Annotated in this window: 16 protein-coding genes, 1 pseudogene and 1 riboswitch; of the genes and pseudogenes, 1 reads left to right on the top strand and 16 read right to left on the bottom strand. The window is 51.3% G+C overall.

Features of this window, described 5'->3' with window-relative positions:
• Window positions 1–15 precede the first annotated feature (15 nt).
• The 3 genes from FDQ92_RS03180 to FDQ92_RS03170 are packed head-to-tail and all read right to left on the bottom strand — an operon-like array spanning window position 16 to window position 2,361.
• On the bottom strand, window positions 16–765 hold the full coding sequence (locus FDQ92_RS03180; protein ID WP_137423244.1) for an HAD family hydrolase: 750 nt from the start codon (window positions 763–765) through the stop codon (window positions 16–18).
• On the bottom strand, window positions 762–1,679 hold the full coding sequence (locus FDQ92_RS03175; protein ID WP_137423243.1) for an NAD(P)/FAD-dependent oxidoreductase: 918 nt from the start codon (window positions 1,677–1,679) through the stop codon (window positions 762–764). The genes FDQ92_RS03180 and FDQ92_RS03175 overlap by 4 nt, the downstream gene beginning before the upstream one ends.
• Window positions 1,680–1,707: 28 nt before the next feature.
• Window positions 1,708–2,361, bottom strand: a complete 654-nt coding sequence (locus FDQ92_RS03170) for a lactate utilization protein (protein ID WP_137423242.1) — start codon at window positions 2,359–2,361, stop codon at window positions 1,708–1,710.
• Between the two features lie 351 nt (window positions 2,362–2,712).
• Between FDQ92_RS03170 and FDQ92_RS03165 the strand changes: the two genes are divergently transcribed.
• Entirely contained in the window at window positions 2,713–3,156 is a 444-nt protein-coding gene (locus FDQ92_RS03165; RefSeq protein WP_137423241.1) for an Hsp20/alpha crystallin family protein, read from the top strand.
• Between the two features lie 220 nt (window positions 3,157–3,376).
• Window positions 3,377–3,563: riboswitch (cobalamin riboswitch) on the top strand.
• Window positions 3,564–3,609: 46 nt separating this feature from the next.
• On the opposite strand, the pseudogene FDQ92_RS16390 reads toward FDQ92_RS03165, so the two are convergent.
• From FDQ92_RS16390 to FDQ92_RS03100, 13 genes and pseudogenes are all read right to left on the bottom strand, one after another.
• Window positions 3,610–3,741 (bottom strand): annotated as a pseudogene (locus tag FDQ92_RS16390) (type II toxin-antitoxin system RelE/ParE family toxin); the annotation flags it as partial.
• Entirely contained in the window at window positions 3,729–3,914 is a 186-nt protein-coding gene (locus FDQ92_RS03155; RefSeq protein ID WP_137423240.1) for a hypothetical protein, read from the bottom strand. The pseudogene FDQ92_RS16390 and the gene FDQ92_RS03155, both read right to left, overlap by 13 nt.
• Window positions 3,915–4,012: 98 nt before the next feature.
• A complete protein-coding gene (locus tag FDQ92_RS03150; RefSeq protein WP_137423239.1) occupies window positions 4,013–4,300 on the bottom strand; it encodes a HigA family addiction module antitoxin in 288 nt (95 codons plus the stop codon).
• A 10-nt stretch (window positions 4,301–4,310) separates the two neighbouring features.
• Window positions 4,311–4,589 carry a type II toxin-antitoxin system RelE/ParE family toxin gene (locus FDQ92_RS03145; protein WP_137423238.1) on the bottom strand — a complete coding sequence of 93 codons (279 nt, stop codon included), beginning with the start codon at window positions 4,587–4,589 and terminating at the stop codon, window positions 4,311–4,313.
• A 47-nt stretch (window positions 4,590–4,636) separates the two neighbouring features.
• Window positions 4,637–4,840: a hypothetical protein gene (locus FDQ92_RS03140; RefSeq protein ID WP_137423237.1), complete on the bottom strand. Its 204-nt coding sequence runs from the start codon at window positions 4,838–4,840 to the stop codon at window positions 4,637–4,639.
• A 45-nt stretch (window positions 4,841–4,885) separates the two neighbouring features.
• A complete protein-coding gene (locus FDQ92_RS03135; protein WP_137423236.1) occupies window positions 4,886–5,530 on the bottom strand; it encodes a hypothetical protein in 645 nt (214 codons plus the stop codon).
• Window positions 5,531–5,659: 129 nt separating this feature from the next.
• Window positions 5,660–7,708: a copper-translocating P-type ATPase gene (locus tag FDQ92_RS03130; RefSeq protein WP_211341349.1), complete on the bottom strand. Its 2,049-nt coding sequence runs from the start codon at window positions 7,706–7,708 to the stop codon at window positions 5,660–5,662.
• Between the two features lie 147 nt (window positions 7,709–7,855).
• Window positions 7,856–8,326, bottom strand: coding sequence for a YybH family protein (locus tag FDQ92_RS03125; RefSeq protein ID WP_137423235.1), 471 nt, complete (start codon window positions 8,324–8,326; stop codon window positions 7,856–7,858).
• 37 nt (window positions 8,327–8,363) lie between these two features.
• The gene (locus FDQ92_RS03120; protein WP_137423234.1) at window positions 8,364–10,568 is read right to left on the bottom strand and encodes a DEAD/DEAH box helicase; all 2,205 of its coding nucleotides are present in this window, start codon (window positions 10,566–10,568) and stop codon (window positions 8,364–8,366) included.
• A gap of 9 nt (window positions 10,569–10,577) precedes the next feature.
• The gene (locus tag FDQ92_RS03115; protein ID WP_137423233.1) at window positions 10,578–11,897 is read right to left on the bottom strand and encodes an ATP-binding protein; all 1,320 of its coding nucleotides are present in this window, start codon (window positions 11,895–11,897) and stop codon (window positions 10,578–10,580) included.
• Window positions 11,887–14,124: a tellurite resistance TerB family protein gene (locus FDQ92_RS03110; protein WP_137423232.1), complete on the bottom strand. Its 2,238-nt coding sequence runs from the start codon at window positions 14,122–14,124 to the stop codon at window positions 11,887–11,889. Before FDQ92_RS03110 ends, FDQ92_RS03115 begins: the two co-directional genes overlap by 11 nt.
• A 183-nt stretch (window positions 14,125–14,307) precedes the next feature.
• Window positions 14,308–15,372, bottom strand: coding sequence for a hypothetical protein (locus FDQ92_RS03105; RefSeq protein ID WP_137423231.1), 1,065 nt, complete (start codon window positions 15,370–15,372; stop codon window positions 14,308–14,310).
• Between the two features lie 264 nt (window positions 15,373–15,636).
• Window positions 15,637–16,383: an endonuclease III domain-containing protein gene (locus FDQ92_RS03100; RefSeq protein ID WP_137423230.1), complete on the bottom strand. Its 747-nt coding sequence runs from the start codon at window positions 16,381–16,383 to the stop codon at window positions 15,637–15,639.
• Window positions 16,384–16,702 lie beyond the last annotated feature (319 nt).

The raw sequence follows: 16,702 nt of genomic DNA, 5'->3' as shown, positions 1-16,702 counted from the left end.
CGCGGGAGCGTGCCTTCACCTTTCCAACAAAGCCGCGAGGTCCTCCCAGCTGGAAATGCGGGGCACTCCGCCGTCCGGATCGGGAATGGGTGCCGCGGAGAGTCCGGGGGCGAACGGAATGTTACGGTCTTTCACGTATGTGGTCCAAATGGGCTGAAGACCCGCCTGCCGAGCTCCCACCACGTCGCACTCCGGATCGTCTCCCACATAACCGATTTGATCCGGCGGTGTCTTCAGGCCTTCGGACAGCCGTCGAAACACGACCGGATGAGGTTTGCGGTAACCGATCGCTCCAGAGATGACGACGGTATCGAAGAACGGGAAAAGATCAAGCCGGTCCAGGATGTATTCGGCGGCCGGTGCGTGGGTGAAGTTGGAAAGCAGGCCGATCCGATAGCGGCCTTTCAGGGTGCCCAGCATTTCCTTGGTTCCGGGGATCGGCCGGGCCAGCTCCAGGAAAGCGCTGAAATAAGCGTCGACGGCTCCGGAAATCACGGGGTCGTCCGGGGGGACGTCATATTCCATGCGGTGGAGGGCGGCGCTGATCCAGAACCGGTTGTGGGTCTCGCGTCCGTCTTTTTTTGCCTCCCGGATGAAGCGCAGGGCCTCCTCGCGATGAACCGCGCGAAAGGCTTCGAATCCCACATCCAAGCCGCACCGACCCAGGTGCTCCGTGAGGCGCGACAGCGCTTCGTCCAGCGCGTGAGGTTCCACGGTGATGAGCGTGTTGAAGAGATCGAATCCGATAGCTTTGAGGTGATTCATGACGTTTCCTTGGCCGGTTTCTTGGCGTATGCCGCGGCTTCCAGCCCGGCTACGCAGCCTTCTCCCACCGCCTTGGCGATCTGCCAGGGCGGACCGCAGATGTCCCCGGCTGCATAGATACCCGCTACGTTGGTTTCCTGCCTGCGGTTTACCGATACGTACTCCATGGTCTCCGGATCCAGCGCCACGCCGAGCTCGGCCGCCAGTTCGACGGCGCCTTTGGCGCCCAGTTCTATGAACACCCCTTGTACAGGGAGCCGGGTTCCATCGTCGAGAAGAAGGCTTTCCACTTCCGTGGTCCCTTCGATGGCTTCGACCCAACGTCCTTCGTGAAGAACTACGGGGGTTTCTCTCAGGCGCTCCGCCAGGTTTTCCGCGACCAGAAGTTTCCGGCAGACCAGGTGAACTTCCCGGGCGTAGAACAGCAGCGTCAGGGCTCCCGAGACCGCCGCGCTTTCACAGCCGACGACCGCCACCACCTTGTCCTTGAAGAAGTGGGCGTCACATTCCACGCAATAGCTGACGCCGCGGCCCAGGAATTCCTTTTCGCCGGGAACCTTCAAGGTTTTCCGGGAGATCCCCATGGCGAGGACCACCGCCTTGCAGCTTACGATCGAGCCGCCTTCCGTCGTGATTTCAAAACCCGGGTGCGTTTTCCGGATGGACACGGCGTCTTCGTCTAAGAAACGGGCCCCCATGCGTTCCGCCTGACGGCGGCCTTCTTCGAGCAGGGCTTCACCGGTCGTGCCGTCGATGCAGCAGTAGTTTTCGACGTGCGTCTGATAGGCGCTGCTTTTCACGATCTTTCCCAGAACGAGCACGTCCGCCTTTCTTCTCGCCGCGTGGATGGCGGCCTGGAGTCCCGCCGGACCCGTACCGAGAACCGCTACGTCGCATTGAATCCTTTCCGCCATCGGGCTCCTCCTGAACCGGGAAGCGGCTTCAGATTCCCAGGGATTCGTTGATGAGCACCACCTTGATGCGGCCCTTGGGAAAGGCCTTCTCGGTGATGGTCCAATGGTTGCAAATCCGATCCGGGCTGTTGCAGTCTTCGCAGTAGGACGTTTTGGCGCACGGGGTCTTCTTGTCAAGTCGCATGGCGTTGACCGGGGCGGCATAGCCCTTAACCCGCATCATGGCCTCTTCCAAGTCCGGGACGATTTTGTTGCGCCCGACGAGGATTGCGACGTTTTTAGGGCCGAAGGTGATGGCCGCCACCCGGTTTCCAATCATGTCCAGATTGACCAGCAGCCCGGTCTCGGTGACCGCGTTGGTTCCCGTGACAAAAAGATCGACGAGCAGAGCCCGCCGCCGCCTTTCGATTCTTTCCGTGTCGGAAAGATCCTTTTCGAAAGTATCGATGATTTCCAGGTCGGAACGCCGGCGGAGAGTGTCATAGAGCCCCGTGGACGTGAACGTTCCGGATCCACCCCAGGAGACGCTCCGGGCTCCGGTCTCCGGCAGGATCTGATCCATGACGATCCGAGCGGCCGCCGAACCGTCCTCGGCGGTGTAGACCTGAAAATTGTTGGCCTCCAGCGCCTTCCGCGTTTTTTCGAGTCGCAACTGCCAGTAGTTTTCTGTAGGTCGTTCCATATCCGGCTCCATGGTTTGAGGGGCTTGCGTTCTTCCTTCGGGAAGGTTCCGGCTTCGTCGCTGCGTTGCGCCATGACGCCCGGAACGCTTTCGGACTCAAAACAGCCTAGCAAATCGAGGGCTCATTTTGAAGCCTTCTATCACAGGGGATCTTTCCAGTGCCGGTTTTTCTTGGAGGAGCCGCAAGGCACCCGTGACGGCCGTGTGGCCCTGCGGATGGGTGAAGGGGGGTGCGGGAACCGTGGGCGCAGGCCTGTTTCGCCCCCTCTTGACAAGTGTTCAAGCGGAATTAATTTTGAGACGGAATTATCAGATAGGCGTGAGAAATCGGTGAGATAGGAGGTGGTGGATATGTTCGGACTGATTCCATGGGAACGCAGGGAACGTGCGTTGGCTTTTCCAAGGGAGTGGAGCCTTTTCGATCGTTTCTTCGATGAGTGGATGCCTTCGGTAAGGCGGGAGGAAATCCCGGTGGTGCCGGCCTTCGACCTGTCCGAAACCGAGGACAAGATCGTGGTGAAGGCCGATCTTCCCGGTGTTGACGCGAAGGATCTCGATATACAGATCGTGGGCAACGTCCTCACGGTCAGCGGTGAAAAGAAGCAGGAGCGGGAGGAGAAGGACGAGTCCTACCATTGGGTGGAGCGGCGTTTCGGGTCTTTCAGTCGTTCCATCCGCCTTCCGGTGGAAGTGAAGGCCGATGAAGTGGAGGCGGTCTATAAGGACGGTGTACTCCGGATTGAGATTCCCAAGGTGGAATCCGCGAAGCCGAAGAAGATTCCGGTCAAGCGCTGATGCCGGTCTGGAAAACGCCGAAGCGGCGTAAGGGCGGTGCTGAAGCGCTTCCGGAAAAAGCGGGGCGACTGCCCCGCTTTTTTTTAGGTGTCCACCGGGCCGCCAGCGGGTTCCCCGATCGGGAGCAACGACGCGGAGGCTTTCCGGAGGCAAGGAAGTCAAAAACGGGGTCTGACACCCTTGACACGTGCGTCCGTTTTCGCGTATGAAGAGAACGACTTAACGATGGAAGGCTTCCTGCATCCCGGAACACGGTGCGAATCCGTGGCGGTCCCACCGCTGTAGTCGGGGATGAAGGGTCGCCAAGAGCGCCAGCTCGGTCACTTCCGGGGTTCACCCCGGGGGGAAGGCCGCGACCTTTCAGTTGATCCGAGAGCCAGAAGACCTGCAGGCAAGCGTTCTTTCATGTCGATCTGGGATTCTATCGTACCTATGGCCTACTTCTGGAAACCGACCCAGCAATTGTGCCTTTTCGTAGATAGCTTCAACTACCCGTACTGCTGATTCTGGGCTATCCTGAGTTATGTAGTCGTGAATATCCTTGAGCCATCGTTCCGCTTCATCAGTCCAGTTTATTTCTCCCATGTTCTAATTCTATGTTTCATCTCGGCATTGCTGGTCGTCCTCCTTGCATCGGAGTTCTCTATGCCGCGCTCAACCATTCGAGCAAAGGCTAAATCACGAAGAACTTCATCGTAGGAGCTATCATCAGGCTGTTCACGAATGATCTTGCTCATCTGTTCTTTCGCTGAAGACATAGTATCACCTCCTCTTTTATTTAGACTAACGGCCGGGTTAACCGGCGCGGGCTTTGCCCGCGTCCGAGTTGAACCCGTTGTTATGCCAAAATGGCGGGTTATGCAGCAGAAATTCGCTCGACCTTCAGTTCCTTCCGATGCTGTTCTGCATTCCATAGATCAAATTGGACTTGTTGGTTCATCCAGCTTTCGGCCGACGTATCAAAGGCAATTGAAAGTCGTACGGCCATCTCCGGGCTGATGCCTGCTCGACCATTTAGAATTGCACTCAGGGTCTTCCGGCTCACCCCAAGAGCCTTGGCAGCTTCGGTGACGGAGATACCCAGCGGCTCCAGGCAGAGCTCTCTAATGATTTCGCCGGGATGGGGAGGATTGTGCATAAGCATGGCAAAAACCTCAGTGATAGTCCTCGTAGTTAACAAACTCGGTGTCATTGCCTGAGAACTTAAATGTAATCCGCCAGTTTCCACTGACGTCCACGGCCCAGGTACCTGCTCGCTTTCCGCTCAGCTCATGCAGCCGCAGCCCCGGCAAATTCATGTCCTGAGGGCTGGAAGCGGCATGAAGCCGACCGAGGATAAGACGGAGCTTCTTTGCGTAAGCTGATTGGATTCCAGCAGTACTACCAGTTTGAAAGAAACAGGCCAGTCCCTTGTGCTTGAAGCTCCGGATCATGTGACGTGGTGTAACCTGTCCCGTTACGGGTGTCAACAGGCATAACGTCAGAAATCAGCCGCCGTGTCAGCGGTCGGCTGCATTTCTTTGTTAGCTCTTATTTCTCTCATTTTGACATCAATGTCTTGAATGAAGTGTTCGACCTTAGAGACAAGCTGCGTTACATCATTCTTGGTCAGAACAATGTTTTCGCCAGATTTCGTCTTTCCATTCCGATGAACAATGTCATGGCGCTTCAGAATCGCCTTCACTAGATCGCCTATTTCGTTGTTGAACTCAATTCCGAGAACAGCTTTTTACATCGGTTTTACGCGACCTAAGTTGTGCCAGACTACATCAACCAGATACGACTTGGCTTTATGTTCAATTTCTTCTGCAGCCTTGTACACCTCAGACAGGGAGATTGTTTCTACCTTAAATTCTGGCGTTGTCTCCACAAAGCGGCGCATAAGTTCCTTGTCAGGTACTACTGAATTCATGAACGCATCTGACAGGTAGGTTTCCATTGCCGTAATTACGTTGACGTATAGGAGCCGGAAAAAGCAATCCTCTGCAGAGCTATCAATTTTCGCTTCTAGCATCTTTTCGATGTCCAATATCGCGCCAGAAAAGTTATGGTAGAATTCTGTGATCTGCGCGATATCGTCAGCAAGATATTCGTCGTAATCCCCGGGCGTTTCGGTTGGAGCCCACTGCCAACAAATGGCGTCAAGCTCCTCTGAGAGCTCTTCAATAACTTCGTCTGGGACAACGCCACCAAATTCGTCCTCCAACTCTTCTCGCGCTTCATAAGGTCCGCCCCAGATCCATATGTAGCCACCCTCAGCAGACTCATATGGAGTTCGTTCGGCAGGATCCTCAAAATTCTGGAAAAACCATGTACGCATTACGTCCAGCTGAACTTCGCGGTCTTCGCCGGGCAGGTCAGCTCGACTCACCATGCTGTCAGATTCGGAAGTGGAATATGTTGAGTTATCCATGGGATTGATAGAGCTAACGTCCCGGTTCAGTGCTGGGCCGCGTAGCGGACCGTCAGCTGCAATCGGTTGTTGGGCGGCATGCGAGAGTCATCATAGTCGCACCCGCTTCAGAAGCTGGGCGTTTATCGCGACCACCACTGTGCTCACCGACATGAGGACCGCACCGACGGCTGGGGTTAGAAGCACACCCCACGAGGCGAGCACCCCTGCGGCTAGGGGAATCGCGACGATGTTGTAGCCCGCTGCCCACCATAGATTCTGGAGCATCTTGCGATAAGTGGCTGCGGACAGCGTGATGATCCTGGGTATGTCGCGCGGGTCGGACCGCACCAGCACGATATGGCCGGCCTCCACTGCGACATCGGTGCCGGCGCCGATCGCAATTCCGATATCAGCCGTGGCCAGAGCCGGGGCATCGTTCACACCGTCGCCGACCATTGCGACCTTCTTATCCTGCGCTTGCAGTTCGCGGACCTTGGCGGCCTTGTCCTCCGGCAGCACCTGCGCGAACACGGTGTCAATGTCCAGTTCGGCGGCGACGGCATCCGCGACCGCCTGCGCATCGCCGGTGAGCATGGCCACTTCGATGCCCCGGGCATGTAGCGCGCGGATGGCCTCCCTGCTCTCCTCGCGGATGGCATCGGCCACTGCGAAGACCGCCAGGGCTTGGCTGTTCCTGAACAGGTAAATGGCGGCCTGGCCGCGATGAGCGGCTGCCTCTGCTGCGATGCGCAACGTGTCCAACACCTGCGCATCTTCCATTTGCAGGAGTAAGGGCCCACCCATACGGTACTCGTTACCCGCGACTGATGCCGCGATCCCCATTCCGGTAAGCGCCCGGAATCCATCCGCCGATGGCACCTCAAGATTGCGCTCTAACGCTGTCTTTACAATGCCACGCGCAATCGGGTGTTCGGACTCTGCTTGCACCCCGGCCGCGACCCGGAGCAAATTCTCTTCGTCTTCCCCTTCGACTACCGACATTTCCACCACCCGAAACTCTCCCAATGTGAGTGTCCCAGTCTTGTCGAAAATCACGGTATCTAGGTTCCTGGCTTCCTCCAGCCCACGGCGATCCCGCACGAGCAGGCCGTTGCGCGCACCCAAGGTCGTCGATATAGCGACAACCAGCGGCACGGCCAAGCCGAGAGCATGCGGGCAGGCGATAACCAGAACCGTGACCACACGAATAATGGAAAAGTCGATGGATGCGCCAAGGAGTTGCCACACCACCAGCGTGACCACGCCGGCGACGATCGCAACTCCAGTCAGGATCCGGGCCGCCCGGTCAGCCAGATGTTGCGCCCGGGATTTGGACGTTTGCGCGTCGGCCACAAGCCGCATGATTCCTGAGAGCTTGGTCTTTTCACCTGTGCCGGTGACCTGGATGCGCAGGGAACCCTCACCATTGATGGTTGCAGCGATGACCTCATCGCCTTCCGCCTTCTTTACCGGCCTGGACTCGCCGGTAATCATGGCTTCGTTGAGATCGCTCGTGCCCTTCTGGACCACGCCGTCCGCTGGCACGCTCTCACCGGGGCGGACCAACACGATGTCGCCCTCCCGCAGCTCGCTGACCGAAACTGTCTCCTCGCCCTGCTCAGAGACCCGGGTCGCGGTATCCGGAAGTAGTTTCGCGAGTTCCTGGAGCGCACCCTGCGCCTGCGAGATCGAGCGCATCTCGATCCAGTGACCCAGCAGCATGATGGTTACCAAAGTGGCCAGTTCCCACCAGATGGCATCCGCCTGAATGAACCCGAGCTGAACCACCCACGAGAAAATGAAGGCCACCGAGATGGCGAGGGAGATCAGGGTCATCATCCCCGGTAGTCGCACCCTCAGTTCTCGCCATGCTCCTTGCAGGAAGACCAAGCCCCCGTAGAGAAAGACGGCTGTGCCGAGGACAGGCAATATCCCTGCCGAGCCGGGGAACTCGGGCGCCGTGTAACCGAAAATCATCTGGATGTGGGGTGCCCAGAAGACAACGGGGACGGTCAGGATCAAGGAGAGCCAGAACTTGTCACGGAACATCTTCGGGCTATGGCCTGCGTGCTGGTCGTGGCCTGCACGGTCCGTTGCACCGCCTGCGCGAGGCGCTGCGTGGTGTTCGTGATGATAGTGGTAGTTATCTTTACTCATCTTGCTGCCTCCTCAACCGTAGATGTAATGCCCAGTGAATCCGCGGCGGATATGCGCTTTGTCCGCCCAACGTTGGACATAACCGGCAGCCAAAAGTAGGGCGAAGCGGCGCTTTTGGCTGCCCGAGTTGATGGACTTGTTAGGCATTTACGATCTCTTACCCAAAACAGCCGATTGATACCTACCCAATAACTGCGGGTCTTCGATTGAGCCATGATGGTGGACTTGTTTCCAGTGACCATCGATTTTCTGGAAAATTCGGCTCGTGCGAATAGCAAGAGTTATTTCCTCGCCACCCAAGCGGAAATATCCTCGCTCCCTTCCTACGGTGTAAAACATTTCCGTCGTTTCGTGGATGGTGTAGTCGAAATACTCGACGTACACTTCGGCGGGGCCGTTAAATATGCGTTCGTAAATTGGCTGAATTTCAGCCCAGCCGCGCTTGATACCGCCAAGTGGGTTGTCCATTGCAATTTCGTCAGACTGTGCCCAGTTCTCTGACATCATTTTCATATCACCCCGATTGAAAGCGCGGTAGAACTGAACAAGTGCCTGACATGGAGACGATAATTGTCCTTGGTTTTCCTTGCCTGTAATTGCTTCTTGAACTGGAATCATGTTATGTTACCTCCTTTTACGTGCCCAACGGTTAGCGTCACAGGCGCGAGGTCACGAGCGTCCTGTGAACGCTATGGTTATGCCACAGCCTGTTAATCCAACTGTAGGCAGCATCCACATTAAATGATCTGGCTCCATATCCGATATCTCGCAATTCTTTTGGGATCACAGGATCATGCTTCTCAATGATTGTATTGGGAATAAGGCTTGCAAGCTCTGTAGGGCTTACCTTGGTGTTGCTTAGGATATGTTTAACTGCCGAAAAAAAATCGTTAATGGTGGTATTTCTTATATCGATAATCCCGCCAAAGCAGTCTGCCGACAATCCGTGCATTCGAAGAAGGACAGTTATCGTGTTGATTGTCTGGTCCCCAAGCCATGGAAGGGCATGAACCGTGCTGCCTGCCTGGATAATCTGCTTGTTATCGAGATTTAATGCATGATAGTTGTCTATTCCTTCTTTAAGGATCGATTTGGCGGCATCATTTAAATAGACGGGAGTAATTTTCTCGCTATAAACCCGCCGCATTTCCTGCCGTACAATATCGTGTACCATAAGGCCATCACCGCTAAATTTAGGGGGTTTTCCGCCTTTGGCCGTTTTTAGTCCGATCAGTTTGTTTTCATCATCAACGAATAAAACCTCCCAACGTTTCCCGGCAAATATAATGTGTTGCTCGCGAACCAGAGGCTTGTCTATTGGAACCGTACCGATGGCTTTTCCATTATACTCAAGTCTGTATTCCTCCGGAGTGTTAAAAGCCGTGTAAAAGGTATAGTGCTCGACAATCTTTTCCCCTTTATACCCTAAAACAAGCTGCCCGTCCGCGGTTTGTGTGATTAAATCATTTTCACCCAATCCACGCAAAAATATTGCAAACAAGCTCTGGTCAACGACTGAAAATGGGCCTGTTTCGCATAGCAGGGCCCATAGCTGCTGAGCACGGACGCCACCATACTGACCGATCACAGAAAGCGTTTGCTGTACCAATGTTGAGAAATGATATTGATTTAAAGAAGCAGGCTCATACCATTTTTTCAAAAGCAAGTTGATCATCGCAATGCACTGAACCGTGTGTACGCGCAAGCGATCAAGAAGATGGCTGTTGACCGTTATTTCGTCCTCTGGGATGAAAAGCCTTAATACAGAAGGCTCACCACGCCTTCCGGAACGACCAAGTCGCTGCCTCAGGCTGGCAACGGAATGGGGAGATGTCACCTGCGCGATAGAATCAACGCTGCCGATATCAATCCCAAGCTCTAAGGTCATTGTGCAAACTGCAGTTGTCGGCAGCTTTTCCTTTTGAAGCCGTGCCTCTAAGCTTTCGCGGATTTCTTTGGAAAGGCTGCCATGGTGAGGAAAAAACTCATTGGGAACCAAGCTCTGCACACACAGGTCGGACAGCTTTGCTGCTATTTCCTCAGTACGCGCCCTGCTGTTGGCAAAAACCAAATGGGATTTGCCCCTCAAAATCTTGTAAAGATCCCCGATGATCTCATCCATTGTTGATTCTGTTTCTTCGTTTTGCTGTGCCGGCGTCAGATAGCCTCTGAGCTGTATCTTTAAATCAGAATGGGAGACAGTCGATTCAATAATTTTGCAGGGCAATCTCTTGTTTGGTCGCAGGGAATCGGCCACCTGTTTCATATCGCCGAGGGTAGCGCTTAAAGCAATTCTAGGGATCGTTCGCTGAATCAGAAATTCAAGCCGATGCATAAGGGATTGGAGCTGACAACCCCTTTCGGTGCCTAAAAAGGCATGAAATTCATCCACGATAATATAGCACAGTGATTTGAATGCCTTTGAGCACCAGCTGCCCTGGTTTAATAATAGTGATTCCAGCGATTCAGGCGTTATAAGCAAAATGCCGTTTGGGTTTTTCCGCTGCTTTATTTTAACTGACCGCAGGACATCACCGTGCCACGGGGTTACTGAAATACCCAGAATCTCGCAAAGGCCCTGGAGCCTTCGGTATTGATCGTTTATAAGGGCCTTAAGCGGGCTTATGTATAAAATGCCGACACCATCAGGGGATTGCCCTATTAGCTTAGAACAAGCTGGAAGGAAGGCCGCTTCAGTTTTGCCGGCAGCAGTGGATGCGCTAATGACAATATCGCAATCAGCATCTAAAACAGGTTCGATGGCTTCTTCTTGAATGTCCCTGAGCGAAGCCCATTTCTGGCTCCAAATCCATTTTTGAACACCTTTATGCAGTTTATTAAAGCCGATAGATTCGCTCATGAAGCCTACTTATAACCTAAATGTTGCAAGTTCATCATCTTCAGAAACGTCAGTCTCAATATCGGGCATATCAGTATTTATCTCTTGCTGAATATCCACCCGCTCGATAAGCTGGTGCCATTTTAAGGTCTCGCTTTGCTCTAAAACTGCCAGCATATCGACAAAGGCCTTGATGGTGTTTCGCGGAGTTCTGAAATAGGCATCACCGATTTTCTTGGAACAGTGTTCCAAAAACGATGCCAGAGCTTCATCTGGAACCAGGTATTTTTCAGGGTCCCCGGAGGCAAAGACGTGGCGTAAATTTCCAAGCAGGACATATACCTCTTCAGGCGCAAGGCTTGCTAAGTGGAGGATTGGAGACGTGTAATCGATAACGCCAGCTGCTTTGGCGAAAGTGTTTTCCGCAAGTCTGGATTGCAGAGCCTCGTAGCTAAATAGTCCTTTTCGAGGATCGTACAGAAAATCAGGTGTTCCACCGAACAAAAATCCAATATGTTCTGCGCTTCCCTGAAGACAGTCATTAAGCATTCGCAAAATCTGCTCGTAATTCGATACTCGGGCTTTTTTACTGGAAAGCTTGTAAAGATTTACCATTTCATCAAGCATGACCAAAAGCCCGCCATATCCAGCTTGCCTTACAAATAAGCTGACAAGTTTCAAATGGTCATATATACTAGAATCGGTAACAATTGACCTCACGCCCAAAGCCTGTCTGGCATCGGTCTTGGTCGAAAATTCACCGCGGAGCCAACGAACTGCATCCACCTTGAGTTGTTCGTCTTCTTCTTTGTGTCCTTGCCAGTAAGCAGAAATTACCTTGGCAAAATCGTAACCTCCGACAAGTTCCGTTAAACTGTTGAGCCTTGATTCAATGACGGCATTAACTTTCTGGTCCGTAGCTTTGGCCCTTTTTCTGGCCTCGGTGATGAATTTTTCAACGACGCTGGTAATCGCATTTCCATCCGGTTTGGTTCGCGTGGAAAGGTTGCGCATCAATTCGGCATATAAATTCCTTGCCTGGCCCCCTGTGGCGTGGATACGCCTATCGGGTGCAAGATCGGCATGAATAGTTACAAGCCCTTTTTCAAGGGCAATAATTCGAATCAACTGCAAAAAAAAGCTTTTGCCGGAACCAAAATCTCCAATAATAAGGCGAAACGCTGAACCACCGTCTACTACTCGTTCGATATCCTTAAGCAGCGCTTCAACCTCTTTCACGCGCCCGACCTGTATATGTTGTAAACCCGTTCGTGGAGTAACCCCGGCACGAAGCGATTGGATTATGGCGTCACGTTCTCTTGGGCGAAGCTTGGGTTTTTTATTGGACATCAACAATCTCCTTTGCAAGGCTTACATCCACATATATTGGCTCCCCATCATCAATCAGGGGTGCGTTTGCATTTTCAAAAGCCCATTCATTAAGAACCTCCATTGCCCCGTCAACCATCAAGCCCAAGCTTTTGCAGGTTTCCTGGAAAGCCGCTCTTTCCCAGGTTTCCTTTTCAAGCAGGCTATTGAAAAGACGCTGGTGGGCAGTATCAAGCAATGACAATGGATTGCTTGAAACGGTGGCTCCCGCGAGGGGCTCTTCGGCTTCTTTTTCTTCTTGCTCTGCAAAAATATCTTCAAGTACACTTTTTACCTGCTTGGTTTCTTCTTTGCGGATTCGAATAAGCTCCTCATTTAAGACAAAACCCATTGACGTTCCAAGTGGCTTTGCCGGTTGCGGTATAGCGTAAGAGGCGTCTTCATCTTTAAGCCCAACTGTAACAGGTCCACTGTTTGCGGCAAGTGCATGAATATCGCCGGTCACCTGTTCTTTGTCTAACCCAAGGGTTGTATATAGCTTTTCAAGCTGTTTAATCTCTTCAGGTTTGATTTCACCATCAGCATGAGCTACTGTAATCAAGATGTGGCTGATCGCCGATTTTTCTGTCTCGCTTACTTCAGAAAGTCTCGATTTTAGACCAACTGCATTTTGCGGCGTATGAATACACCAGTGCAAGAACGCCGTGAGTGAATCCTTTTCAATGGATGTAAGTTCCCGGTTGTCTGAAATGAGACTTTGAAGGATTGTCTCTTCTTCGGGAGCAAGGTCTTTGTCTATTTGGCTCACCATAGCCCCCAACCTCAAGATAGTAGCAACTGTGCGAAATTCTTTCGAAGGCATAAAATCCATGCCATGACCCTTTGGGAAAACCGTGACACTGCCATCTATGGTTGGCTTCATGTTGTGATAACGAATATCGGGTGCGATTCCGTAGCCCATGCTGTCGATAAAGGAAGCCAGGCTTTCAAGTTCTTTCTTCAGAAGCTTTACTGGGGGTTTTTGGCCAATTGTTTTGTAAAGAGTTTCCAGTGGAAGAAAGCCAATGCCGTCCTGGCAAATTCGAGATAGTCGATCCCTAATGGTCTTTGCTCCTGATGACTGGGCTATAAGCTCTTTTGGGATCAACGAAAGCGCAGTCAATGATTTAGGGTCGCTTCCTTTGCGGCCGAGAAAACGGCTATACGGGTCCAGTTCCTGTGTGCATTCGTCAATTATCTCGTTAATTTTGTTTATGGGCCCCGTTAAAATGAAAGGATTGGGCAAATCCGGCACTTTAAGCTTCATATCTCCCCGAATGGACGGGCTGGCAGCGCGATAATCAATTTTAAGACGGGTTTTGTTGGGCTTGACAATGATCCCTTCACCAAATTTTGTCTGATACCGACGAGTAAACAGGTACTTAAATTCTTTCGCACAGCGGCGAGCAGGCGTACGAAGGCTCATGTTTGGATTAAGGCGATACCATTGAAGCGCCATATCGGCCGGAATGGGTTTCCCATCTGCGACATGTTTTGCCAGTACCAACTGAAAAGGTTCGGTACAATATCGGTCATCGAAATCAATATAGGAAGGAGCGGGATTATCGCTTTGATATAGCGCCCATTCCATAGCAAGGAAATTGTTGGCATAACCACTAAAAGAACGATTGCCGCCGTATATTTTCAATAGCCTCCTGACCTCATTTACGATTGCAGATCGCTCTTGTGAAGAAACTTTTCCTTTTGCACCATCGACAATCAAGCGCCGTTCAAGGCCGTAAAAAAATAAAAACACATAGCCGATATAGGCTTCTGGTTCTGAGCGTCCACCGACAAGCCATTTCAAATATGCGCCGCGGCTTTTGGCTGGAATGTTATGAAATTTTGGCCAGTACCCCATCTGGTCCCCGGCTTCCCATGGTTCAGCGGCAGACACTTTAAGGCTGGGATCAATCAGGCACGCATCATTTTCATAACCATAATTATCAGGCAAATTTGAGCCGACATAGACAAGTCCCCCTGGGATATCATAGTCTTTTACCTTTACGCTCATGGATGGCCCGTACCATTTGGCTGGCGGGCCGCCCGGACGACTTGAACGATTATAGCTACTGCTATAATCACCCGGCCCGGAAACTTCCACACGCAGGGTTACCTCATTTTTATCTGTAGCCTTGCCTTTTCCGGAAAACCCTTTAATAAATTGATAAATCACATAAAAAATGATTAGGCCTATGATAATTTCCATAATATAGTCCTTTATTTCGTCGGAATTGTCGCCAAATTCCGCCCCAGTATTGGCTGTAGTCCTGTCCAAAAATATCTAACATAGGCGAATCAATTACCCTTCACTCCGACCGGGGGAATAACGCGGCGCTTCAGCGGGCGCGGTTTTTTTGCGATCCGCTGCAAGAGCATTGTTATGTAAAGACTATTCTGCAAATTCTATGTTGGTAATTTTTGCAGAAACGGCCCCCTCTTTCCACTCAGTCGGAACTGTTTCAGCCTTATAAAAATGATCTGCTTCCATTTGCCATATGTAGTTTGGTTTAAGTGGTTTATTGTCTCCACTAAATGAATATTTGGTAACCAGTACAGGATGGTAGTCTTCTTCTGCGATTATCGTTCCATTAGCATCCTTGAAATAGACAGTAACTTCTACTTCATTGAGTGTCCTGTTTCCTTTGTTCTTTAGCTTAAATTCAACACCTGGGACTCTTTCTTCTAAATATGTTTTATGATACTTTGCCTTTATGTCATATAGCACTACATTCTCTATATATGCTTGTTTTTCCTCAAATGACTTTATCTCTTTTTGGGTTTCCTGAAGCCCCTCTTTAGCGTCAACGATTTCTGAATCAAGCTCTAAGATCTCTTCATATTTTTGGGCAGCTCCATGAAGTTTCTTTGATTCCTTTAGTACCTCAGCTTCAGCCAAGAGAGTCTGAATCTTTGTTTGCTTTTCTCTTTTAACCTTTTCAGTTTTCCAGTCCAAAAAAACTTTCCATCCATCTTTTTCTTTTACCAATTGGAATGTTTCTTTCTTGGTTGTCAGAGGAACTTCGCCACTTTCAAATTTTTGTGCCAATTCTTTTTCCATTTCTTTTTCATCTCCGCCCCCAAAAGCGGATTTGAATGCGGCCCCCATAACATCAGTGAACATTGACCCAAGGTCCGGTAGAGTTATCTCGACATCAGCTGAGGCCTTCTTTTCGGACTTATCTAATTTCAGAATTTTATATGACACTTTACTGACTAGGGCTTGAGCAAATGGATTATCTTCTTTCTCATTTTCTTTCAGGTAACTGTGTAAATCCTTAATAGCTTTATCCTCAGCTGAAACATATGAATATGCTTCCTCGAATCTTCCTTTCAACGAGGCATCAAGATAATTGTTCAGGATTTCACTCGGACTCGGCCCTGATAGCTTATCGCATGACAACATGGACACACTGACAAGAAAAATAATTGAAACTAGAATGAGTTTTTTGAGCATAACTTCCTCCTTTTTGCACATAACGCGGCGCTCACCTGCGGGGTGGACGGCAAGCCAGAGGCTTGACGGACACCACGTCAGGTGAAGCAGCCTGGTTCCGAGGCGCGCTTCGCGCGCCTCGGAACCAGGCTGCGAACGAAGTGAGCGCCGCGTTCCTCCGGACGCGCGAAGCGCGTCCGGAGGAACGCTCCGCATAACCGGATGGCAATGGAGCGCAGCGGAATTGCCAGTCCGAGTTAATGCGGTTGTTAGCCGTTCTCATTTCTATCTTGCAGTCGGGCATACATCGTTCATATAGCAGTCGCGGCATACCGGTCCACGCGATTTACACCAGTTTCTCCCTATCTCCCAGCATGGCAAATCCATCATTCCAGGGAATTCTGGGTAAAGCGACCGTGCCTTGTATATCACTTGTTCCACAGTAACGTCAGCAGCACATAAACCAAGTCTGGAAAAGACTCGCCGCACATGAACATCCGCTGAGATGTCAATTGAGTAGTAGTCCGAAAAGGGAATTTTGAAATCTCGTGCGAGAGTGTTGGTGGCCATGCTACCGATTTTTGGGCCGACTCCGTCGAATTCCAAGAAACGATATACAACCTCCGCGCTGGAAGGCTCTCCTTTCCAAATAAGTGCAGCATCGCCCCCATAGTCGTTCTTGATCCGTTGCACCGCTGAATGGAAGTTATGGGCCATTGTGTCAACGAACCGGTGGAGTGGTTCCGGTTCTCTCATGAGACGATTTACCTCCTGCTGCGATAGTTCACTCAGCTTCTGCACTGAAAAGCCACCGATTTTCTCCGAAATGCGATATGGAATCAGCCATGCTCTCTCCGCTTTGACTTGTCGATCCATGACGCATGCTAAAACAAAGGCATGCGGATGGTTATCTAAGTCATTCAGCAACGCATCGGCCTGTGGTTCCTTAGTGAAAGAAACCGGCTGCTTTGGCGCACGGAACAATGTCTGCCCGTGTTCAACCAGTCTGTCGCGTATTGATTTCTCGTTCATTTTTCCGGCTAACAAGTAATTGTACAGTTTCCGGTGAACTCCAGGGCCTGTGATCCGGCGGTAACAATCATTTTGATGCAGGTCTTGAAGCCGGGGGTCGCCAGTTCCCCTTTTCCAGCTTTGATGCCTTCGTAAAAAAGCCCAAAGACGCTATTTTTCAAATTTCGGGCCTAATAAAGTCAATAGGTTACAACGCTAAAAGATCAAAATTCCGATTTTTTACGAACGAGTCAGCTTTAACTGACCACAAATTATTCATAAAAGGCTTGACAGGTGTTTGACAATAGTTTATGTCAGACTTTCCGTATATCATGTCAAA

The sequence above is a fragment of the Desulfoglaeba alkanexedens ALDC genome (assembly GCF_005377625.1).
Classification (GTDB): domain Bacteria; phylum Desulfobacterota; class Syntrophobacteria; order Syntrophobacterales; family DSM-9756; genus Desulfoglaeba; species Desulfoglaeba alkanexedens.
This window is presented reverse-complemented; position numbering and strand designations above follow the sequence as displayed.